General features: G+C 43.4%; 25 protein-coding genes and 1 tRNA gene. 2 read left to right on the forward strand and 24 right to left on the reverse strand.

What is annotated here, in order from left to right; genetic code table 11:
* Nucleotides 1-103: 103 nt before the first annotated feature.
* The 7 genes from NXG62_RS04455 to NXG62_RS04485 all read right to left on the reverse strand — a co-directional run bounded on the left by NXG62_RS04455 (nt 104) and on the right by NXG62_RS04485 (nt 5,402).
* On the reverse strand, nt 104-592 hold the full coding sequence (locus NXG62_RS04455; RefSeq protein WP_427113768.1) for a CBS domain-containing protein: 489 nt from the start codon (nt 590-592) through the stop codon (nt 104-106).
* A gap of 127 nt (nt 593-719) precedes the next feature.
* A complete protein-coding gene (gene rlmH, locus NXG62_RS04460; protein ID WP_427114238.1) occupies nt 720-1,199 on the reverse strand; it encodes a 23S rRNA (pseudouridine(1915)-N(3))-methyltransferase RlmH in 480 nt (159 codons plus the stop codon).
* A gap of 1 nt (nt 1,200) precedes the next feature.
* Nucleotides 1,201-2,310, reverse strand: a complete 1,110-nt coding sequence (locus NXG62_RS04465) for a S1C family serine protease (protein WP_427113769.1) — start codon at nt 2,308-2,310, stop codon at nt 1,201-1,203.
* 6 nt (nt 2,311-2,316) lie between these two features.
* A complete protein-coding gene (locus NXG62_RS04470; protein ID WP_427113770.1) occupies nt 2,317-3,261 on the reverse strand; it encodes an MBL fold metallo-hydrolase in 945 nt (314 codons plus the stop codon).
* A complete protein-coding gene (deoC, locus tag NXG62_RS04475; protein ID WP_427113771.1) occupies nt 3,258-3,911 on the reverse strand; it encodes a deoxyribose-phosphate aldolase in 654 nt (217 codons plus the stop codon). Before deoC ends, NXG62_RS04470 begins: the two co-directional genes overlap by 4 nt.
* 112 nt (nt 3,912-4,023) lie before the next feature.
* Nucleotides 4,024-4,100: transfer RNA gene (locus tag NXG62_RS04480), tRNA-Ile, on the reverse strand.
* 114 nt (nt 4,101-4,214) lie between these two features.
* The gene (locus tag NXG62_RS04485) at nt 4,215-5,402 is read right to left on the reverse strand and encodes a pyridoxal phosphate-dependent aminotransferase (RefSeq protein ID WP_427113772.1); all 1,188 of its coding nucleotides are present in this window, start codon (nt 5,400-5,402) and stop codon (nt 4,215-4,217) included.
* A gap of 221 nt (nt 5,403-5,623) precedes the next feature.
* Between NXG62_RS04485 and NXG62_RS04490 the strand changes: the two genes are divergently transcribed.
* The gene (locus tag NXG62_RS04490; protein ID WP_427113773.1) at nt 5,624-6,790 is read left to right on the forward strand and encodes an MFS transporter; all 1,167 of its coding nucleotides are present in this window, start codon (nt 5,624-5,626) and stop codon (nt 6,788-6,790) included.
* Nucleotides 6,791-6,863: 73 nt separating this feature from the next.
* Here the strand turns inward: NXG62_RS04490 and secF are convergent, their stop codons facing one another.
* From secF to NXG62_RS04560, 14 genes are all read right to left on the reverse strand, one after another.
* Nucleotides 6,864-7,799, reverse strand: coding sequence for a protein translocase subunit SecF (gene secF / locus NXG62_RS04495; protein WP_427113774.1), 936 nt, complete (start codon nt 7,797-7,799; stop codon nt 6,864-6,866).
* A complete protein-coding gene (gene secD / locus NXG62_RS04500; protein WP_427114239.1) occupies nt 7,796-9,034 on the reverse strand; it encodes a protein translocase subunit SecD in 1,239 nt (412 codons plus the stop codon). The genes secF and secD overlap by 4 nt, the downstream gene beginning before the upstream one ends.
* A 45-nt stretch (nt 9,035-9,079) precedes the next feature.
* On the reverse strand, nt 9,080-9,649 hold the full coding sequence (locus tag NXG62_RS04505) for a 5-formyltetrahydrofolate cyclo-ligase (protein WP_427113775.1): 570 nt from the start codon (nt 9,647-9,649) through the stop codon (nt 9,080-9,082).
* Nucleotides 9,639-9,926 (reverse strand): preprotein translocase subunit YajC, encoded by a 288-nt coding sequence (gene yajC / locus NXG62_RS04510; RefSeq protein WP_427114240.1) that lies wholly within the window; start codon nt 9,924-9,926, stop codon nt 9,639-9,641. Before yajC ends, NXG62_RS04505 begins: the two co-directional genes overlap by 11 nt.
* A gap of 71 nt (nt 9,927-9,997) precedes the next feature.
* Nucleotides 9,998-11,104: a tRNA guanosine(34) transglycosylase Tgt gene (gene tgt, locus NXG62_RS04515; RefSeq protein WP_427113776.1), complete on the reverse strand. Its 1,107-nt coding sequence runs from the start codon at nt 11,102-11,104 to the stop codon at nt 9,998-10,000.
* A gap of 12 nt (nt 11,105-11,116) precedes the next feature.
* Nucleotides 11,117-12,136 (reverse strand): tRNA preQ1(34) S-adenosylmethionine ribosyltransferase-isomerase QueA, encoded by a 1,020-nt coding sequence (gene queA, locus NXG62_RS04520; RefSeq protein ID WP_427113777.1) that lies wholly within the window; start codon nt 12,134-12,136, stop codon nt 11,117-11,119.
* Nucleotides 12,137-12,151: 15 nt separating this feature from the next.
* Nucleotides 12,152-13,384: a SpoIID/LytB domain-containing protein gene (locus NXG62_RS04525; protein ID WP_427113778.1), complete on the reverse strand. Its 1,233-nt coding sequence runs from the start codon at nt 13,382-13,384 to the stop codon at nt 12,152-12,154.
* A 30-nt stretch (nt 13,385-13,414) separates the two neighbouring features.
* Complete coding sequence (locus NXG62_RS04530; protein ID WP_427113779.1) at nt 13,415-13,630, reverse strand: DUF2905 domain-containing protein; 216 nt, start codon at nt 13,628-13,630, stop codon at nt 13,415-13,417.
* Between the two features lie 12 nt (nt 13,631-13,642).
* Nucleotides 13,643-14,665: a Holliday junction branch migration DNA helicase RuvB gene (gene ruvB / locus NXG62_RS04535; protein ID WP_427113780.1), complete on the reverse strand. Its 1,023-nt coding sequence runs from the start codon at nt 14,663-14,665 to the stop codon at nt 13,643-13,645.
* Between the two features lie 3 nt (nt 14,666-14,668).
* Nucleotides 14,669-15,271, reverse strand: coding sequence for a Holliday junction branch migration protein RuvA (gene ruvA, locus NXG62_RS04540; RefSeq protein WP_427113781.1), 603 nt, complete (start codon nt 15,269-15,271; stop codon nt 14,669-14,671).
* On the reverse strand, nt 15,268-15,768 hold the full coding sequence (gene ruvC, locus NXG62_RS04545) for a crossover junction endodeoxyribonuclease RuvC (protein WP_427113782.1): 501 nt from the start codon (nt 15,766-15,768) through the stop codon (nt 15,268-15,270). Before ruvC ends, ruvA begins: the two co-directional genes overlap by 4 nt.
* Nucleotides 15,769-16,001: 233 nt before the next feature.
* The gene (rpmF, locus tag NXG62_RS04550) at nt 16,002-16,187 is read right to left on the reverse strand and encodes a 50S ribosomal protein L32 (protein ID WP_091649484.1); all 186 of its coding nucleotides are present in this window, start codon (nt 16,185-16,187) and stop codon (nt 16,002-16,004) included.
* Nucleotides 16,188-16,220: 33 nt separating this feature from the next.
* Entirely contained in the window at nt 16,221-16,721 is a 501-nt protein-coding gene (locus NXG62_RS04555) for a YceD family protein (protein ID WP_427114241.1), read from the reverse strand.
* An 81-nt stretch (nt 16,722-16,802) separates the two neighbouring features.
* Nucleotides 16,803-18,449 carry a nucleoside kinase gene (locus tag NXG62_RS04560; RefSeq protein ID WP_427113783.1) on the reverse strand — a complete coding sequence of 549 codons (1,647 nt, stop codon included), beginning with the start codon at nt 18,447-18,449 and terminating at the stop codon, nt 16,803-16,805.
* 135 nt (nt 18,450-18,584) lie between these two features.
* On the opposite strand from NXG62_RS04560, the gene NXG62_RS04565 reads away from it, so the two are divergent.
* Nucleotides 18,585-19,625: a hypothetical protein gene (locus NXG62_RS04565; protein ID WP_427113785.1), complete on the forward strand. Its 1,041-nt coding sequence runs from the start codon at nt 18,585-18,587 to the stop codon at nt 19,623-19,625.
* Nucleotides 19,626-19,757: 132 nt separating this feature from the next.
* Here NXG62_RS04565 and thiT read toward each other — a convergent pair whose 3' ends face one another.
* The 3 genes from thiT to NXG62_RS04580 form a co-directional block, all read right to left on the reverse strand.
* Nucleotides 19,758-20,291: an energy-coupled thiamine transporter ThiT gene (gene thiT / locus NXG62_RS04570; protein ID WP_091649473.1), complete on the reverse strand. Its 534-nt coding sequence runs from the start codon at nt 20,289-20,291 to the stop codon at nt 19,758-19,760.
* A gap of 307 nt (nt 20,292-20,598) precedes the next feature.
* Nucleotides 20,599-21,747, reverse strand: a complete 1,149-nt coding sequence (locus tag NXG62_RS04575) for an iron-containing alcohol dehydrogenase (protein WP_427113786.1) — start codon at nt 21,745-21,747, stop codon at nt 20,599-20,601.
* 34 nt (nt 21,748-21,781) lie between these two features.
* Nucleotides 21,782-22,933, reverse strand: coding sequence for an amidohydrolase family protein (locus tag NXG62_RS04580; protein WP_322351658.1), 1,152 nt, complete (start codon nt 22,931-22,933; stop codon nt 21,782-21,784).
* Nucleotides 22,934-22,952 lie beyond the last annotated feature (19 nt).

Raw genomic sequence — 22,952 nt, forward strand, 5'->3', positions numbered from 1 at the left:
TTTCATTATATCATCTCATAGATAGAATGGAAACCGTAAATTTTTAAAAACAAAGAGGAATGAACCCTGTCATGAGCTCATTCCTCTGTTTTTATATCACTTTTTACTTTTCTTCTTCCGTATCTGCCTTACCATATTCGGAATATAACTCTTCCAGAATGTCCCGCCGTGTAATGATTCCTACTACACGTTTATCCTTTACGATAGGAATAACCTTTAAGTGTTCGGCAACCATAACCCCGGCAATCTGTTCGATATCGGCATCGGGAGCGGCAATAATAACATTGCGTGTCATCATATCCCGAGCGGTGCAAGCCAGCAGTTTTTTAAAACCCTTATCATATTCGCTGATGCCATTATAATAAATACTGGCTCCTAGTAGATTGACATAATGCGGTACATGAGGCTTTATCTTTTTGTATAATAAATCCCCATCTGTAATAATTCCAATCAGTTTTTCTTCATCATCTACCACCGGAATAGCAGACACTTTGTTTTTTACAAACATGTCTACCAAATCAAACACAGATGTATCCGGGCTTGCTGTAATGACATATTTTTCCATAATATCCGATGCTATACGTTCTTGCATACGCTCAACCTCCCTGCTTTTAGTCTTTATACTGACGATATGAAATCCCAAGTAAATTTCATTCTTAGTATACTAATTACACAAAAGAAGTTGAAATTCCTGCTTTTATTTTTAACTTGCTCAAATTTCACAGATGATATGGTTCATGACGTCCTATTTTAATAGCTCTATACAGTTGCTCCAATAGTAAGAGACGTATCATTTGATGCGTCAATGTAATGCGTCCAAAGGAGATACACAGATCTGCACGGCGCCGTATCCTGTCCGATAATCCAAACGGACCACCGATAATAAAAGATAATTCACTGCAGCCATAGACAGCCAATTCGGAAAATTTCTCCGCCATCGCTTCGGAAGAGATAAGTGTTCCCTGTACATCCAGTACAAAAAGAAAGGAGTCCTCACGCACCTGGCGCAAAAGCTTTTCCCCTTCCGTATCAAGAACTCGTTTTTTGTCGGCAGCAGAAGGTCTGTCCGGCATTCTTTCTTCTGGTAGAACCGTTATTTCCACCTGTCCATACGGTCGCAGTCGTTTCAAAAACTCGTCCATGCCTGCCGTTAAATACGCTTCCTTGATTTTCCCAATTGTAATAATATGATATTTCATCCTATTTTTCATCATCCTTCGGTGCTTCCTGCAATGTTACCTGCACCGTTTCTTGCGCATTGTTGCGCAGATAGGTAATCGTCACGGAATCGCCGACTTTATGTGCTTTCATTACATCCTGCAAGGCATTAAAGTCCTTTAAGTCCGCATCATCCATCTTGATCAGTATATCACCATGTTGAATTCCGGCCTGTGCTAGCGGGCCTCCAGCAATAACCTGATATACATAAATACCATCCACCTGCAAGTCCATGCCAAACCGTCCGGCCATTTGCTTATCGAGTCCGTATACTCCCAGATACGGCCGAACTACCTTGCCATTTTTAATCAAAGATTCCAAAATAGGTCGTACCGTGTCGATAGGAATAGCAAAACCCAACCCCTCAACACCTTCTTTTGATATTTTGGCACTGTTAATACCGATAACCTGTCCATCCGCATTGACCAAAGCTCCGCCGGAGTTGCCGGGATTAATAGCAGCATCTGTCTGAATAAGTTTCATGCTTTGTCCTTCTGCCCCGATAGTACGATTCAACGCACTGATAACACCGGCAGTGACGGTACCTTGAAATTCCAATCCCAGTGGATTACCAATAGCAATGACCGGTTCCCCGGCCTGCAGCGAATCGCTGTCGCCAAATTCAGCAACCGTAAGATTGCTGACATTTATTTTGACAACAGCCAAATCAGTTCTGGCATCACGGCCGATAACAGTACCTTCCGTACTTTGTCCGTCTGCTAATGACACAATAACCGTTTTGCCGTCGCCGACAACATGATTATTCGTTACGATATACCCGTTTTTATCAAAAATGACACCCGAACCGACGCCTTCCCCGACAAGAACTTTGCGGTTAAACATATCGCGGTTATAGACTTTTGTCGTAATACCGACAACAGCCGGGCTGACTTTTTTAGCTGCTTGCACAGCCCATGTATTGCGTGCATCGGAAATTTTATCCGTTTTTTTAGGCGGTTCCAATTGATTTGTCGTTCCTTTAAAAGACTGTCCGTTATGAAGGAACGTATTGTTGAGAAAATATCCTCCCGCTGCCCCAACTATAATAAGTATGATTGCCGCTATCACTATGGTAATATGTTTTTTTGACATCTGTCATCACTCCTTATCTTGAAATCTCACTTGCCCTGATTGACAGGCCAACCGGATGATAATATCCTGTCCCATCACTATCCCCGCATTATACAGTATATCGCGTACCGTCTGTACCGTACAAGCAGGTGAATTATTTTTAGCGCTGCGATGAGCCAGCAATACTTTCATGCCTTGTTTGCGCGGCAAACGCGTCAATAAGGCTGCCGCCGTTTTATTTGACAAATGTCCTTTTTGTCCCAAAATCCGTGACTGCAGGCAATACGGATACGGACCTTCACGAACCATTTGTTCATCATGGTTTGCTTCCAAAATCAAAATATCCGCATATGCTGCCGCTAATTCCACATCCCGACTGATATAACCTAAATCCGTAGCCACCGTGATCTTGCTGTCACCACATCGCAGGGCATATCCTACAGGACGGGCCGCATCATGAGAAATGGCAAAAGGAATAACCTGCACATCTTTCAAATTGACACGGCGCGGTAATCTGACAAACCGCTCACTGTAATCATCAACCTTTTTGCCTATAGCCTGCCAAGTGTCCCGTGTTGTATAAATCGGCATATGAGAATGCTTCAACAAAACAGGCAGCCCCGACGTATGATCAGAATGTTCATGCGTAAGAAAAATGGCATCCAAATCAGCCACGGCGCATTGAACCTGCCGCAATCCTTGTTCAATGCGGCGGTAACTGATACCCGCATCAATCAGTATCCGTGTATTTCCCCAGCGGATAAAGGTCGCATTGCCACTGCTGCCGCTGGCCAGGATGCTAACGGTACAATCAGACGGACCATGGGTTGGCATCGTCTCCATAAAAGAAGCTTCCGTATGAGTATATGTTATTTCTTCGGCTGTCTCCGGAAGCTCCATATTAGGAGTACAACCGCGGGCCTGTCCGATAGAATACGCCATTTTCTGTAACTGAAATTCACTTTCCGTCATGCTTGCATACCTTTCATAATGGCTGGTCCGCTGCTGGTTCCTAATCTATCGGCACCTGCTGCAATCATGGCACACGCCGTTTGATAATCGCGTATACCGCCGGAAGCCTTAATACATACATTCTTACCGACCATGTCCCGCATAAGCCGTACGTCTTCCACAGTAGCACCACCGCAGCCAAAACCCGTCGAAGTTTTTACATAAGCCGCCCCTGCTTGCACAGCAGCACGGCAAGCCAGCTTTTTTTCTTCTGCCGTTAACAGCCCTGTCTCCAGAATAACCTTTACGGGGTGCCCGGGAACTGCCGTCGCAACTTGATGGATATCCTCTATTACATAATCCCAGTCACCGCTCTTTACCCGTCCGATGGCCAGAACCATATCTATTTCATCGGCTCCGCAAGCAACCGCATACACTGCTTCTGCCGCCTTGATTTTTGTTGCCATAGCACCCAAGGGAAATCCAACGACACAGGAAATCCGTACATCGCTACCCTTAAGCATGGCATGCGCCGTACTTACATACGAAGAATTTACGCAAACAGCAGCAAAGTTATATGTTATAGCCTCACTGCAAAGCTTGGATATATCCTGCAGCGTCGCCTCTGGTTTTAGATTCGTTTGTTCGATATAGGATGCAATGTTTACCATATACTAACCTCCTTTTTCTTATGGCATTGTATTATTATAACATACTTACATGCGTTTACGTATATAAAAAGCCCCCTCAGTATAAAAACCGTTTATACTGAGGGGAGAATTTTGGTGGGCCTGGGTGGACTTGAACCACCGACCTCACGCTTATCAGGCGTGCGCTCTAACCAGCTGAGCTATAGGCCCGCAAAAAGGAAGACCTGAACAGTTTAACAAAATACAAATTGTTTGTCAAGAACGTAATAACCATAGGCGGTAAAAAAGTACTTCACCGCTGCTATGGTTAAAGTCTCGTCATTACTATTTATATTGATTAATAAGTTTTTGGAACGCGGCAAAAGAACGTTGGATCATATCCGGATCCACACAATACGATACGCGAACATATCCGGGACAGCCAAAATCATCAGCAGGAACAATCAGCAGATTGAGTTCCTTGGCTTTTTCAGAAAACACCTTGGCATCTGGTTCCGGTGACTTCACAAACAGATAAAATGCACCGCTCGGATATATACATTCATATCCCATATCCTTCAATCCATTGTACAGCAGTTTTCGGTTAGCATCATATACAGCAATATCTGACGTTTTTCCCAAACAAGCCAGAACAACCTTTTGGAACAGATTCGGGGCACAGACAAACCCCATCGAACGGCCAGCACCACAAATAGCTGCATAAATTTCCCTGGCACCTTCCACATAGTCCGGTACAAGAATATAGCCAATACGCTCTCCCGGAAGGGACAAGGATTTACTGTACGAATAGCAAATCACCGTATCCTTATAGAACTTCGGGACATAAAGGATGGGCATATTATCATAAATGATTTCCCGGTAAGGTTCATCGGAAATAATGTAGACAGGATGCCCGTATTCCTTTGATTTCTGCGTAAGCAATGCAGCCAGCCGTGTATAAGTATCTGCCGTATATACTGTACCCGAAGGATTATTAGGTGAATTGATAATGATGGCTCGTGTATGCGGCGTAATCGCATGTTCCAACGCCGCAAAGTCAATTTGAAAATGCGTTGTATCCGGGGGAAGAACCACCCGTTTTGCTCCTGTATTTTGAATAAATACAGTGTATTCTGAAAAGAATGGCGCAATAAGAATAATTTCGTCCTCCGACGATTCCACTAAGGCTTTCAGAGACATCGTCAAAGAAGCCGCTGCCCCACAAGTCATATAAAAATTCTCTGCTCTGACGCCGGCATCATAGGTAGTATTCATGAAGTCAGCCAAGCCGTTACGGACGGATATATCACCTGGTGCCGAAGTGTACCCATGAATTTCCACGGAAGCCTTGGTATTCAGTAGATTTTCAATTGCTTCCTTAACGCAAGGCGGAGCCGGTACGGTTGGGTTCCCAATACTGAAATCGAAAACATTTTCTTTTCCTACTATAACTGCCTGCTTTTGCCCGTAATCAAATAAATCTCTGATAGCAGAACTCTTAGAGCCTAATTCAAACATTTCTTTTGACGCCATATGCTCAACTCCTTAATATCTAATACCATTTTTCCCATTATATCACATAGAGCTTTTTTTACCACCTGTAATCATAAATATACTGAAAAAAACACTTTACATGGCTGTATATAGTAGATATCTGCCTATTTCTCTTGAAAACTATAAAGTACTATGTAATAATAACGTATATGTAACACAAGAATATATAGACATCCTATAAAAAGAAGGTCGTATCTGCTATGAAAAAACTAAATCCCTTTGTTTATCTCTTTACTATGGGGCACTTTGCCGCTGATTGGTGCCAAGGAGCAATTCCGGCACTGCTGCCTTATTTTATTGCTGTTTGTAACTTAAGCTATCAAGATGCCGCTACGTTAATTTTCGCCAACATGCTCTTGTCCTCTGTATCACAACCACTTTTTGGTTATTATTCTGATAAAATTTCCAAACCTTGGTTTATCCCTGCCGGAACTATGATGTGCGGCATCTGTCTTACTATCATAGCATTTACGACCAATTACTGGACTATTTTTATCTGCGCCATGTTCAGTGGTCTCGGCTCTTCTATTTTTCACCCGGAAGCGGCGCTCATGGTCAACAAAATTTCAGGAAAACTCAAAGGCCAGGCACTGGGTAGCTTTTCAGTAGGTGGGAATGCGGGGTTTGCCGTGGGTCCTATGGTTGCCGGTTTTTGCGCCTACGCCTTTGACATTCGCGGATTAGTCATTTTCGGACTGGTAAATACCGTTCTTTCCGCTATCTTATATATAAATATGCCCAAAGTTCTAAAAATGGCAGCCGATGTAGAAATCAAAAACACAATAGCTCACAAAAATGAAACAAAAGAAAACGATTGGAGCGCTTTCAGCAAATTGACCGTTGTTATTTTTGCACGTTCCGTCGGCTTTACAACCTGCAATACATTCATTCCTATTTACTGGATTACCGTCCTGCATGAAACGCCGGCTAACGGCAGCCTTGCATTATCCATCTTATTTGCAATGGGTGCCTGCATCACCTTTTTAGGCGGAATTATGGCGGATCGCTTTGGCTTTATCCGTATCATGCGGGGATCGTTCTTATTAATGATCCCTGCTATGTTCTTTTTCACAAACAGCACAAACATCTGGTTATCTACATTATTGCTTATTCCGGTTGCCTTCTCTCTGTTTGCACCTTATAGCCCTATCGTCGTTCTCGGCCAGACTTATTTATCTAAAAACGTAGGTCTGGCATCAGGTGTGACCTTGGGACTGAGCACTACTATGGGAGGGCTCATATCCCCGCTCGTTGGCTGGGGAGCCGATCAATGGGGCGTTTCCACTGCACTGCAGGTACTATGGATTGTTGCCGTTTTTGGTGCTATTTTTGCCTTTCTTGCCCCCAGACCCAAAAATATAAATTAAATTAGTTCAAAAAATAAAAACCAGGCGTTCAGAAAATTTCTGAACGCCTGGTTCGCATATCTGTCAGGTATGGTTAGTTGCTTTCTTCACTGACAATACCGCTTTCTTCTTCGGGTTTAGAACCACGTTTATGCGAAGTATGGTTTTTCCATACGACCCACAAAGATGTATCTACACAGATGGAAGAATACGCCCCGCTGATAAAACCAATGAGCATGACCAGTGAAAAATTTTTGGTCGAATCACCACCAAAGAAATGCAGTGCTCCGCAGGCAAAAAGTACAGTGGTCAAGGTATAGATACTGCGGTGAATACTCTGGGCAATACTGTCATATGCCAGTTTTTCATAAGTATCCGTACGGCGGTGCGTTCGTGTATTTTCCCGCACACGGTCAAAAATAACGACGGCTTCATTCATGGAATAGCCTACTACTGTCAATATAGCCGCTAGGAAAGACGCATCGATTTCCAAATGGAAAAACGAGAAAAATCCAAGCACCATAATTAAATCGTGAAGAATGGATACAAGTGCGGATATGGCTATTTTATACTCAAATCGGAAAGAAATATAAGCCGCCAGTGCCACAAATGCCACCAGAAGGTTTATAATAGCATTCTTAGTCACTTCCGAACCAATAACAGCTCCAACAGATTCTGTCCGCTTGACTTCCACATTGCCAAGCTTATTCTGCACCTGATCAACAACGGATTTGCTTTCGTCACTGGAAAGATTGCGCATGCGAATCATAACATCGGCGGAAGAACTTTCATCGGTCACGCCGGTCAATTGGATAACGCTGTTATCCAGATTCATATTCGTGCTATTGACGGCATCACGAACTTGTGCAACCGTAACCGGTTTTTGAAACTGCAGATCCAAGATCGTGCCACCCGTATAGTCAATACCAAAGTTAAATCCATAGACAAACATAGAGATAATACTCAATATAACCAGAATAGAGGATAGGGAAAACCACCATTTTTTATGAGCTACAATATTGAATCTCATGACCGTCCCCCCTTTTTTGTTTCTGATTCGGCCGTCAGCTTACGGTTCAAACCATAAAACCAAGGATTCGTGATGAGACCAGTATTAATGAACCATGTCAGTAGTGAACGACTAACCAAAATTGCTGTAAACATACTGACAATAATGCCTAACGCCAGATTAACAGCAAATCCTTTTACAGTGCCGGACCCCATTACAATAAGAACAATAGCTGCAATCATAACGGATACGTTAGCATCCAAAATCGTACTGAATGCCCGCCTGAATCCTGCCTCCATAGACGTTCGCAGACTTTTACCGATCAAGACCTCTTCCTTAAATCGTTCAAAAATAAGAATATTGGCATCTACGGCAAATCCCATGGATAAGATAATACCGGCAATTCCAGGAAGTGTCAGTGTCGCATTCAGATACTTCAGAATCGCCAATAAAATCATAATATATACCAGTAATGCGACATTGGCTACCAGACCGGATACTCGGTAGATGGCAACAAGAAAAATCATGATAAGAACGATGCCGATAGCAAACGCTTTTTCACTCTTTATCTTAGAATCCTGCCCCAAGCTCGGACCGATCGTCCGTACTTCCAATACCTGGACCTTAACGGGAAGAGCCCCGGAACGAAGTAAAATAGCCAGATTTTTTGCATCCTCCAACGTCTTACTGCCGGTAATGACGGCTTTACCGCCGGTAATAGCTTCATTAACAACAGGAGAAGTCAACACCTGGCCATCAAGGAGGATGGAAATCTGATGTCCCACATTGGATGCTGTCAAATCGGCAAACTTCTTGGCACCTTCATCCGTAAATTCAATAGCAACAACGTTTTTCTTACCGTTATCAATTTGTTCTTTTGCCGTTTTCAAATCTTTACCAGTCATACGCGTTGCTCCGCTTTCATCTTTAAATTCCAAGACAGCGGTTTTGCCGATTGTTTCAATCGCCTTTTGAGGATCCTTTTCACCAGGCAGCTCTACAATGACCCTGCGGGCACCTTCTTTCTGCACGATAGGTTCCGTCAAGCCCATTTCGTTGATACGCCTTTCAATAATAGTAACGACACGGCTGAGCGAGTCGTCCGTGACCGGTGCATCCGGCGTATCCACCGCTTCCAGCACAATATGCGTGCCGCCCTGCAAATCAAGGCCTTGCTTGATAGAATTGGCAAGCGGATAAATAAATGTAATAAATGCAGCCAAAATAATAATGACTGCGCCAAAAAACTTTACCATGTTACGAGTCCGCAACAATATCCCCCCTCTTGGGAAATACTAACTTTATTTCCAATGTGTAATAATATACCGTTGTTCCGTTAAAATAAAAGGAATACACACATCATGCGATTCTTTAGGAACGGTCGGTACTATTTGCATATCCCAGACAATGCCAATCCAACTGGCTTGCTGTGCTTTTGGCAAAAAACGGTCATAAAAAGCAGCCCCATGTCCGAGCCGCCATCCCTTTTCATCAAAAGCCACGCCTGGAACAAGTATCAAATCCAAGGTATCCGGACTAGCAGACAGATTTTCCGCCGGTGCTGTCCGTATGCCATATTTTCCGTTTACGGCTGTTGATACTGAATCCAGCCGGACCGCTTCCATAACTCCGCGGGACAAGCATCGCGGCACATATACGTGCCGCCCTTCCCGGATTGCCTGGTCCAATAAGGAATCCAGGCATATCTCTCCGGGCATACTCAAAAATGCCATGATCCGCTGCGCCTTTTTGTACTGCGGCAACACTGCAATACGGCAACAAACATCCTTGCTTACCTCAGCTTGTTCTTCCGGAGATATTTTTCCAAGACGTGCCGTAATGGCTTTTCTAAGCTGTTTTTTACTTATCATTTCCGGCATCTTCATTATCCTTACCTAACACCTGATTGATAGCACTGCGTGTGACCTTGATTTCAACCTTTTCGGAAATACGGAGAGTTGCCGTTTTTTCATCTAAGGCTTCAATGGTTCCGTAAACACCTCCGACAGTAATTATCTTAGCACCTTTTTTCAAGCTGTCCAGCATTTGCTGGCGCTGTTTCTGCTGCTTTTTCTGCGGCCGGTACAACAAGAAATAAAAAATAACCACCATCAAGAGAATCGGCCACATAGCCCCGAATTCGCCCATACTGTTTATCAATTCTTCCACTCTTTTCACCTCCTAAAACACATAATATCTATATGCAAGATGAATATAATTTATCCATCTTGATATCGGTCCCAAAATTGCTTGCGAAACTGCCGAAACGTACCATCAAAAATAGATTGGCGCATATTCCGCATAAATTCCAAAAGAAAATATAAATTATGAATACTGACCAGTCGATATGCCAATAATTCCTCTGCCTTAAAGAGATGGCGGATATAAGCTCGGGAATAGTTCCTGCAGGTATAACACTGACATCCTGCTTCCAACGGTATAAAATCATGAGCATATTTTGCGTTGCGTACCGTAAGCCGCCCGGTATGAGTCATAGCCATGCCGTTGCGTGCTACCCGTGTAGGAAAGACACAATCAAACATATCCACACCGCGTGCCACTCCTTCAATCAGACAATCCGGTGTGCCGACGCCCATCAGATAGCGTGCTTTGTGTATCGGAAGATACGATGTCGTATTTTCTAATATATCATACATTATATCCTTTGCTTCACCAACACTCAACCCACCAATACCAAATCCATCAAAATTCATTGACGCCAACTCTTCACAACTTTGCCGGCGGAGGTCTTTATACATACCGCCCTGAACAATGCCGAATACTCCCTGCGTATCGCTGCGATGATGGTCCAGACAGCGTTTAGCCCAGCGACTGGTCCGTTCCGTCGAATGTTTGGTATAGTCATAATCCGACGGATATGGGATGCATTCATCAAACGCCATGGCAATATCCGAATCCAGTTTCATCTGAATATCCATAGAGACTTCCGGTGACAAAAATTTGCGTGATCCATCCAAATGGGATCGAAACGTAACGCCTTCTTCCGTAATTTTCCGCATCTGGCCCAGGCTGAACACCTGAAACCCACCGCTGTCCGTAAGAATGGCTTGTTTCCAATGCATGAATTTATGAAGACCGCCTGCCTCCCGTACCAAATTCTCCCCCGGCCGCAAAAACAGATGATAGGTATTGCTTAAAATAATCTGAGCTCCCATATCATACAGTTCCTCGGGCGTCAGCGTTTTTACGGTTGCCTGCGTTCCAACAGGCATAAACATCGGTGTTTTAAAGGTACCATGCGGTGTTCGCAGCAAGCCTGCCCTGGCACCGTCACATTCTGCCTGCAGTTCGTATGAAATAACCAAGAGTGTTCCTCCTTATCGTATAAACATGGCGTCGCCAAAACTAAAAAAGCGATACTGTTCCTGTACGGCGATTTCATATGCTTTTAATATTTTTTCCCGTTCCGATAGTGCACTGATCAGCATCAGCAGCGTCGATTCCGGAAGATGGAAGTTAGTGACCAATGCATCGACGATATGAAACGTAAATCCCGGATAGATAAAAATATTTGTCCATCCGGAGCCCGCTTTGAGCTCCCCAGAAGTACCTGCACTTTCCAACGTACGAATAGAAGTCGTACCTACAGCAATAACACGTCTGCCTTCCGCTTTAGCTCGATTCACAGCTGTTGCTGCTTCGGGTGTAATACTGTAAAATTCACTATGCATTTCATGATCTTCGATATTTTCCTCTTCTACCGGCCGGAAAGTACCCAACCCCACATGCAGTGTAACAAATATTTCCTGCACACCTTTATCGCGTATCTTTTCCAAAAGTTCATCTGTAAAGTGCAGCCCAGCCGTAGGAGCGGCTGCCGAGCCTTTTTCACGGGCATAGACCGTCTGGTATTGCTCTTTATCTTCCAGTTTTTCATGTATATACGGCGGCAGCGGCATTTCTCCAATAGTATCAATAATATCGTCAAATACGCCATCATAATTAAACTTTACAATACGGCCGCCAAAATCAGTCTTATCCAGTATATCTGCCGTCATTCCCGCCTCAAACGCAAGCTGCGTACCCGGCAAGGCTTTTTTCCCCGGTTTTACCAATACCTCCCAGGTATCTTCCCCGCAAGGCGTCAGCAGGAGTACTTCCACTTTTCCGCCCGTGGGAATGCGATGTCCGAAAAGCCGGGCAGGAATAACCTTGGAGTCGTTGAAAACAAGAACATCTCCCGACTGCAATTCGTTAACTAAATCATAAAAATAGCGGTGTACTACGTCACCCGTTTTTTTATCATATATCATCAGTCGAGCATGATCCCGTGGTTCAGCCGGATGCTGCGCAATTAATTCCTTCGGCAGTTCATAGGTAAAATCGCTTAATTTCAATTTAAATCCTTCTTCCTAGTATAACTTTTCTAATTTTGTATTGCTATAATAATGATATAAAATCGTTTGATAACTGATATTTTCTCTCCCCATCTGGTTGGCCCCCCACTGGCTCATTCCCAGTCCATGCCCCCATCCATAACCATAAATCATAATGGGAAATGTACTTTTTACAGTGAACATCGTATTGCGCAGGGGTTTCTTGAACATGTCAATATCTCCGGGTACTCCAGATCCCTGATAAAAATCAAAAAGGGTACTCTTTAAGCCAAAAATTTGCTGGAAAGAATTTCCCGTCATACGGACTTGTCCTTTTGTCCCAACAACGACCATCGAGGTGACTCTACCCGATATCCCTCTATCGGCAGCTGTAATCGGCCGTTTCTTCAGCGGAGTCAGCATAATGGCTCGAATCGTTCCCACATCCTTGCCGGCCGCTCTGAGTTTGCGTTCCATATCGGCAGCCGTTGTAGTAACTTGCCAGCGGTAATCCGGCATTTTACTACTGTCATCGTACACACCGCGCAGATACGGGACCATGCTGCCCCAAACATTTTCGCTATGTTCCGTATATCCTCCGCCCGAAGCAGAAAACAAGGCATCAATGGGCCGTCCGCCGTATGTCAGTATCTCTCCGCGCGTAGCATCTACCGCCTGCTTAATAGCCGGCGATTCTGCAAGAACGCCGCCATAGGACTGACTGCTGGTGTCATCAGTCATATCAAATCCGCGTTTTATAAAATATTCTTTATGTGCTACCGCATATGTCCGAGCTGCCACCGATTGCGCTTTCAATGCTTCCGGTGACCAAGAAGAAGACATTTCACTTCCTACCACACCATAGAGATAATATTCCAGAGGAACTTCGTTAATAACCGTCATCCCCCATCGCCCCGGAGATTTGATCAATCGTATATCTCCCCGGTACGGACGATTGCCTACCATTAAAACAGCTGTTCCACTATTTTTAACAGGTTCGATCGTAATGGACTCTGCTAAACTGCCACTGGCAGCAAGTGCACCATTATGATAGGTCACGGCAACAGGAGTATACGCTCTTATTTTTTTCCAAATCGTTCCATTTTTATACAATATCATGTCACTGGTTCCGCTGACCGATGTCGAGTTCTGCCCTTCCTTAATCCCGATACATACAACCGGACCTGTACCAGAAGCCAGAACAGAAGCGGTCATACATAAAAAAATAGCTGCCGCTGCAGTCATACGAAGGAGTCTTTGCCGCCACATACCTATACCTCCTGTTAATACATCTATAATTTATCGGTGAAAAAATACATTTAAAAAAACCGTTAAGATAACACTAATAATAATACAGGTCACGACAGGAAAATGAAACGATATATTTCCCTTGGTAAAATTAAGATCGCCCGGCAAATGCCCCAGCAACCGGCTTAAACCGACTTGATCAAGAAACATCCAGCCAAGGCCTGCTGCTATACATAATATACCGATACCAATAAGCATTCTGGCCATACTAACATCTCCTCAAAATAAGGATACGGACGTATCATCGTGTTTCGGCACGGGCAACCCCAGATGCCGGTATGCCGATTCCGTAACGATACGGCCTCGCGGCGTCCGATTCAAAAATCCCATCTGCATAAGAAATGGCTCATACACATCTTCTACGGCATCTACGGATTCGCTGATCGCCGCTGCAATCGTATCAAGACCAACCGGTCCTCCTGAAAACTTCTCGATAATGACTTGCAGCACTCTGCGGTCCGTACGATCTAATCCACAACAGTCCACTTCCAGTCGGTCCAAGGCCGATGACGCTAAGGCATCACTAATGACATGGGAGCCGGATACCTGCGCAAAGTCGCGCACTCTCTTCAGTAACCGATTGGCTATCCGAGGTGTTCCCCGCGAACGACGGGCAATTTCCAGTGCTCCCTGATTATCCACAGCAATATCCAAAATTTCTGCCGTCCGTTTGATAATAAGGACCAAATCTTCCGGTTTATAAAACTCCAAGCGGCAAATAACACCAAACCGATCCCGTAAAGGCGGAGCCAAGCGGCCTACCTGTGTTGTAGCGCCTACCAGCGTAAACGGCGGCAAATCAATACGTACAGAACGTGCGCTGGGTCCCTTGCCGATAACAATATCCAGTGCATAGTCTTCCATTGCCGCATATAATACTTCTTCAACACTATGGGACAACCGATGTATTTCATCTATAAAAAGCAAATCCCGTTCCTGCAAATTTGTTAAAAGAGCAGCTAAATCACCGGGTCTTTCAATCGCCGGGCCGGAAGTGATTCGCAAATTGACTCCCAGTTCATTGGCAATAATTCCTGCCATGGTAGTTTTCCCCAGACCCGGTGGTCCGTAAAGCAGCACATGATCCAATGCCTCTTTGCGTTCCTTGGCCGCCTGAATAAATACCATCAGATTTGCCTTGACTTTGTCCTGCCCAATATATTCTTTAAAATAATGAGGCCGCAAGCTGTATTGCCAAGAATCACCGGCTAGTGCTTCTGTTTCTACAATACGATCTTCCATGTTCTACCTCCCGCTTCCTAAAACACGCAATACTTTTTTAAGCAATTCTTCCACGGTTGTACATTGCTGTACATTTCCTTCTATCGCGGGCAGTACTTCCTGTGAAGAATATCCCAAACTGGTCAGTGCCGCCAATGTTTCTTGTGCAATCCCCTGCGGGACCGCACTATCCATAGGCATGCTGCTAATATTGTCTTCGCGGTCCAGTCTGCCTATTTTATCCTGTAATTCTAAAATCAACCGTTCTGCTGTCTTTTTCCCGATACCGGGGAGTTTAGTAAGGACCGCTATATTCTTCTGCCGTACAGCCATGCGAAAACTGTCGGGACGGATAGCACTCATAATACCCAAGGCAACCTTGGGACCCACTTTATTTACCCCTACCAAAAGCATAAATAAATCATATTCATCCTGGCTCTGAAATCCATAGAGCAGAATTGCATCTTCCCGTACGCTCATATAGGTAAATAACAGCATCTCCCGACCAACCGTCAATTTTTCCATCGTCGACCCAGGAACATATACCCGATAGCCTACTCCATGGACATCCACAAAACAAGAATCGATAAAAATATGAGTCACAACACCTTTTACATACCCTATCATAATTGAACCGTCCTTTTTAAGCTTTGCGAATGATTGGAATATAAAGCATAAATGGCCATCGCTAATCCGTCGGCCGCATCATCGGGCTTGATTTTCTCACGAATACTCAAAAGGCGCATCGTCATATCAATGACTTGTTCCTTCGTAGCCCGCCCGTAACCGGTAACCCCTTGCTTGACCTGCAAAGGAGAAAATTCCAACAAGGTAATACCTGCCTGCTGCGCCGTCAGAAGGATAATGCCGCGGGCTTGTCCTACGGCGATAGCAGTTGTAACATTACGGTTAAAAAACAACTGTTCCACGCCGATGATATCAGGGTGATATGTTTCATATAATCGATTTAAATTGTCATAAATCATGACCAGGCGCTGCCCATCCGTATGTTCCGGCGTCGTCTCGATAACACCGTACGTAACAGGATGCAAACGGCTTCCCTGTGAATCAACGATTCCAAAACCACATCTAGCCGTCCCCGGATCTATTCCCATGGCACGCATACAATTTTCCTCCCTGCAGCAGCTTTATTCTATATCAATATAAAATAAATTATTCACAATAATATATTATACCATGCTAAATCATTTTCGGGCAACCAATGTTTCCTGTTCCCGTCTGCCGTATTATCTCGCAGCAAGGCAGAAACAATGTTTTTTTGTGATACAGCTATAGGCACTATGTTCCTATCTGCATAACAAAAAAAGTGTGCCCATGGCACACTTTTTTGTTTCGCTTATTCAGCTGCAGTGTTAGCTACAACCTGCTTGCCTTTATAAAAACCGCAAGACGGGCATGCGTGATGAGGCAACATTGCTTCGTGGCACTGCGGGCATTCCACATATCCCGGTGCTGTTAATTTCCAGTTGGCACGACGACGGTCGCGACGACATTTCGATAATCTGCGTTTTGGTACTGCCATGTTCTGCACCTCCTTAAAATCATGGTACGTGTATTAGCGATTTGATTTCAGTAATTCACCCAATCTTTCCATTCTCGGGTCAATCCTGTCATCAGGACAACTACAAGGCCCTTCGTTCAGGTTAGCGCCGCACTGCGGGCAAAGCCCTTTGCAATCGGGCCGGCACAAGACCCGCATTGGTTCGCTGAGGACCAAGGTTTCTCTCACTGTCTTCGTCAAATCAATGTATTCTCCGTTATACGGTTCCACATCTTCTGGAAGCACGGCTTCCGTACCATAGACTTCAGACAAGGTTTCCTTCCGATCCACCGATACCGGTGTCAGGCAGCGGCTACAACGGTATATTCCCGAGATTTGGACGGTTCCATGAACAACCAAATGGCATCCATCAAACCAAAACAAACCTTCTACAGCCACATCATGACTCTTCCAAGAAAAAGCAGCTACATCACCGAGAGCGACAGCTGGTTCCCTAAAAGAAAAAGGAAATTTTCTGCCTTCCTCTTTCATTGCTTGTTCTACTTGTAGTTTCATCATTTCTACCTCGACTATACTATTATATCGATACACCCTTGCTTTGTCAATGATTTTTTTCATCTGCCAAACGTTTGCCGCCTAGCTTTTTTGTCCTAAAAATTCCCGCAGCAACGAATTGGCAGGAACAATGGATTGATCAATGACTTCAAAGGGCCATAAAAACATCAATAAACGCTGCGCTTCGTGATAATACGGGTTGTCCGGCGTAATAGATTTTAACAATGGCTCTGCATATGGCTTTAACGCGGCAATTTCATAAGGAAGCGCCGTATTAAAAATTGTATCGGCATCCTCTTGATAGGGATATATATTTTTTTCTTCCCCTTCCCGCACATCGCTCCATATTTCCAACGTCGCATCCGGTCCACGATCCCGAAATTGATGATCCCGTACCATACGGCGCAAAATACGCGTGTCAGACGTTGATATGCGATTATGGTCATTAATGCGAATCTGTGTCAATACCCCTAACGATATTTTTACCTTTTCATAACGCGGCAGCATATACGTCAAGGAATCATTCAATGCGTGCAATCCTTCCACAACGATAGGCTGGCCTTCCTCCAAAACAGTAACTTTGTCATCAAAATGCCGATGTCCCGACACAAAATCAAAATGTGCCAAATGAACGTCATACCCTTGATGAAGAGCATCGATCTGCTGATTAAACAAAGACACATCAATCGCCCGCAGTGATTCAAAATCATAGCTGCCGTCTTTATTTCGCGGTGTATCCTCCCGGTTTAGAAAGTAATCATCCAATGAAATCTGTACCGGCCGCAGTCCTATAACGCGGAGCTGCGTAACCAGACGTTTGCAGAATGTAGTTTTCCCAGCTGAAGAAGGGCCGGCAATAAGCACTACTTTTATTTTGGGGTGCTGATCTACAATAAAATCAGCTAGTTGAGCCAATTTCTTCTCCTGCAGTGCTTCGGCCATATCCACAATATCTTGAATAGATCCTTCTTCGATATATTTATTCAAATCAGACACATATTGGCATCGCACAATCCGTCCCCATTCCTCGGATTCCAAAAATACACGTGCTAATTTGGGAATTTCCATATATTCTGGCAATTCTTCGGGAGCATCTACCTTCGGATATTCTAAAATGACACCGGGAGCATACGAACGTAAATTAAAAATTGTGACATATCCCATATCAGGCAGCAGCGGTCCCATATAATAATCAAAAACCTGTCCGCACTGGTAGGTCATAATATGCTCGATATTTACATGGCTTAACAGATTGGCCTCCCGTTCCATATTGCGGTTCAAACACATGTCCTTAGCCGTTTCCGCACTGACTGTGACTTGCCGGATATCCGCTTTTTGATCCACTAATTCCTGCATGCGCCGTTTTATAGACCGCACATCCTCGACGGTTATCGTATGTCCTATGCTAAGCTCACAATATAACGCTTTTCTCAGTGCATGTTTGACATAGACTTTTCCCATCGGATATAGATCGGCAACCGCTCTGACAAGCAATAAAATAACCGTTCGCTGCATACAATTATTACCTTCTATCGTCGCCAGGGAAAACCATTCCACTGTTCCATCGGTCAGTATCTTTGTTTGCAATCCGACCATCTGGTTATTAAACAAAGCCAGCACAATACGCGCCTTTGAATCTGCACAATGCTGATTGCTGATATTAAGCAGCGTTGTGCCATATTCCACTTCATACACTGCATGATTGGTTATATCTTGGATTTTTATCATATACTCATCTCCAGAAACATGATACGTTTATTATATCAAACTATTCAGGAAAATGTGCCGTTTTCCTTTTTCTGCCGGTAAATGTGCTATAATGAAACCACGTGACAAAAGACCTGTCAGGAAAGAAGGATTTCTATGAAACACCGCATTCCTACTCCGGATATTTCTATCTGGATTGCCTTATGTATCATTATACTATGTTTAGCTGCCGCCGCCTATACATATACGTATATGTATAAAGAAACACCTGATTATTCCTTATCCCACATCATTGCCGCTGCCCAATCCGGTGATGCCCGTACTTTCGAGGAAATGACGGACGAAACAACCATCTCCGGACAGCTGTTTGATGCGATGATCCAAGATACAGACACGGCTGAACAACCATCTGTTCTGCTGCAATTAGCATGGCGGCCGCTGAAGACAGAATTCACAACCAATACGCAAACATATCTGCATGACCGTATCACCGGAGATGTGGATACTCCTTCTTTTAAAAAAGCAGAAGAAGAGATAGACAACCGGCTCCGTACATTCGGGTTTCCCTTATCCATGAAAGGCTGGCATTACGTCTCTTCTTCCTTCAGCCGCCGCGTAGATGACAAAACAGCTGAAATAGATATAACCTTCCATCAAAACCTTCTCAACAAAAATATAACCGGAACTGTCATTCTGACCCGCTATGATAAAAACTGTTGGCATATCACCGGGGTCGCACATGCAGATACGTTTCTCAAAAACCTGCACAGCGCTTATAAAAGTGAATTAACGGCATATAACCAACCGGTTCGGGATAAAATCAACCGCCTTGTTACCCTCAACCGGTTATCCTCTCAGCTGGTCCGCAGCAAAGATCACAAACAAACCTTTCTGCGTCTCCAGTATACACCTGTCATCAAAGGAGATCCGGAAAACATTAAGGATATAGAAGCTGCATATACACTGCAGAGCAGTGATGACAATACACTGCTCTATTATGCCGAGATATCAATCTACCCTAATAAGGCGGAGGCGACACATACCAGCCAGTTTCTCCTGAATCCACTGATTCCTTCTCAATATACAATAATCGGATACTCCGACCTCTCCGCAACAACATCCTCCCTATCAGTTACGGCCATTCATTTTAAAGACGGTACAACGTGGAAATTAGCCAATGCGTTGCCAGAAACATAAACAAGAAAACAGACCGTGTCTGTCATATCGCGGCAGAAAGCAATCTTTTTGAACCTGCTAGGTTCGAAAAGATTGTTTTTTTTACATGCCTACACGTCGGCAGCCAATTGTATCCTGCCATATGTCTCTCCCCTATCGAAATTCCAATATCTTATTTTTAATCCTGGGGTAAAAAATATAAGCGACAATAACGGTTAAAATCATTTCCGGTACAATATAAGAAACATTATATATAGCGGAGTATATCCACGGATTTTGTCCTTTAGGAGCATAGGCTGCAAATATGACCGCCCCGGATATAATGGAAAGCGCACATCGCCCCATGCAAGCCAGCAGCGTTCCCGCCGCTATTTTCCAACAAGCAGACGGTCTGATAAATCCGGCAATTCCCAATATTCCGTACCCCATAAGGTAATCCAATATAATACTCATGGGATGAATCGTAAATTTTAGTCCCAGCAGGAAATGGAACATCCCATATACGACCCCGACTAATATCCCTTTTCGTCCGCCCCAGCGAAAAGCAAAAAAGATAAGCGGAGCCATGCTGGCGGGATGAATAGCCCCCCCTTGCGGCAATTGGAACAAAATAATAAGACTAAGGATATACGTCAAAGCAATGGCCAGGCCGGCTTCCACTATCATGTTAAAACGAGTATGCATCATCAAAAACTTCCTCCCGCTGCATCTTAAGAAACCGCAGCAAACGGTATCCTATCAATCGCGCGGCCGAGAACACAAACACTTCTACGTCTCTATTGACAAGTATGCAGCATATATGTCAATGATTAAATTATAACACATTTAATTGTTTCTCATGAATAAAAGTAGAATATATATATTTTTATGTTTTCTAATATAACTTATATAGTATAAATTATCCAAAAATAAAAGCTGGATCCTATACAAACAGAATCCAGCAAAATACTATATATCATTTGTTATATAATCGATCACAATGAAACCAATATTTTTAAAACAATTTCTTATAGATATAGCGGATATCATCCAAAGACAATTCCTTGCAATTATTCACCAATAACCGTTGCTGCTGACTGCCTGCTTCTACAAGAAAATCGAGATCTTCGGCTTTTACACCTAATTCTTCCAAATTTGTCGGAATATTTACTTTGTCTACAATGTCTTTTATTTCTTCAATAATATAATCTGCTTTGACATTTACGGACTCATTGTATTTTTCCGGATATACGGCATCACAAAGCATCGCAAGCCGATTGGCACAGGCATCCTTATTAAATTCCATGACATGGGCAAAAAGAATGGCATTTGATACACCATGAGCAATATGGTATTTGCCGCCTAATGGGTATGACAATGCATGAACAGCCGTCGTTCCCGACCCGGTAATAGCAATTCCGCCATAAAAAGCACCCATCAGCATTTCCATTTTCGCTTCCATGTTTGCCGCATCAGCATAGGCTTCACGGATATTATGGAAAATTTTGCAAGCACCTTCTTTGGCATATGTATCACTAAGAATCGTTGCTTTTTTGGACGTAAAGCATTCTACTACATGAGCCAACGCATCTACACCGGTCGCAGCAATAATCTTAGGCGGCAGCTGGTTGATCATATCGGCATCCAGTATGACATAGTCGGGAATCATGCAGTTATTCACAATGCCCTGCTTCGATTGTTTTTCCGGAATAGCAACAATAGCATTGCATGTAGCCTCCGAACCAGTGCCGCAGGTCGTAGGAATCATAACCGTTTTAATATATTTTTTAGCAATAGACGGATCTTGCAAAAGATCACGAACGCTATATTCGGCTCCGATTACAATGCTGGCCAGCTTGGAAACATCCATAACGCTGCCGCCGCCTACACCTATAATAAAATCAATGGAAGCACCTTTCGTTTCTTCAATAACTCGTTCTACATCTTGGTACGACGGTTCCGATGCAAGATCATCAATAACAGTGTAACTATTCTTAGAACAAAGTTCTTCAATTCGTTTTGTAAGCCCAGATTCCCGTACCCCCTTATCCGTAAAAATAAGGATAGAACGAACCTGTTCACATTCAATGATTTCCGTAATTTTTTCTATACTTCCTTGCCCAGCATACGTAATGGCCGGAATCGTCAATTGACATTGTTTCATACTATTTCCTCCAAAATTTCTTTTTATTGCGTAATTAAAATGGGAATGACAAATTTTTATATCTGACGTTTCCATTAATAATAGTAACTTGAGGAAGAATCATTTTTTCTCCATCAAATTCCTCTCCCATTCTATTTTTTAAATGAAACGGTCTATCTGCAACACTAAAAATTGTAGCATTAGCAGCTGCACCATTGTCAAGAGTACCAATTCCATCAGGTAAATGATGAATTTTAGCTGGATGATAGGTACAATCCGCAATAACTTCTTCCAACGCCAGGCCTAAATTTAACCACTTTGAAAGTACAACGGGCAATCCCCAGCACATATTGCTAAATATACCGTTTTGTGTTAAATCAGTAGAAATTATGTCTGGCTTAAACCCTTGTGCTATCGCAGGTTGAATCACCTTATAACAATGATTTATGCGTGCATCTGCAGAATCAAAATATACCCCCCGTTTTCTCGCTTCGAATACAGCCTCTTTTACTTTTCCATTTTCATCAATGATAGTACTTCTCTTCCCTTGATAAATATGACAAATAACATCACCGGGCCTCATTTTTGAAACAATTTCTTCCATTGGGCAAGGTGGATTGGTAACATGCAGCGTGATTGGGCAATCCAGTTCATTTGCCAACTCTATTGTTTTATCTAAAACAGTATTCCCAAAACCTTCAACAACTTCAGCCCCATAACGTAATTTTAACCCTCTTGCATGTTTTGAATCTTTCACCATGATATCCCTCAATCTATTAACATCATAATGTTGTGGGTCCACATTCTCGGGATACCGTTCCGTAATTTGGCCTGCCGGAGATACATTAATAGAATAAAAAATATTTAAATAACCTGCATCAACGATATGACTCTTAAAAATCGGCCAAGTAGCAATACCTGAACTACCACCATCAATTGTTGATGTTATTCCCATGGGAATTAATCCTAAATCTGCGGCTAATCCCGGCTCTGTAACATCTTTGAAAATATGTGTATGAGAATCAATCCAACCAGGACTTACATAATACCCATCTGCATCTAGTTCATCGGTTATTGTATATGACGTATTAGAATGATATTCCACAAATTTTCCATTGCGAATTGCTATATTGCCTTTTGCAGATGTACCTTTTTCAGGATTAATTATATTTGCATTTTTAATTAATATGTCTATGCGTTCACCCATTAGACGAACTCCTTTCTTT

The organism is Megasphaera sueciensis (genome assembly GCF_050219315.1).
Classification (GTDB): domain Bacteria; phylum Bacillota; class Negativicutes; order Veillonellales; family Megasphaeraceae; genus Megasphaera_A; species Megasphaera_A sueciensis.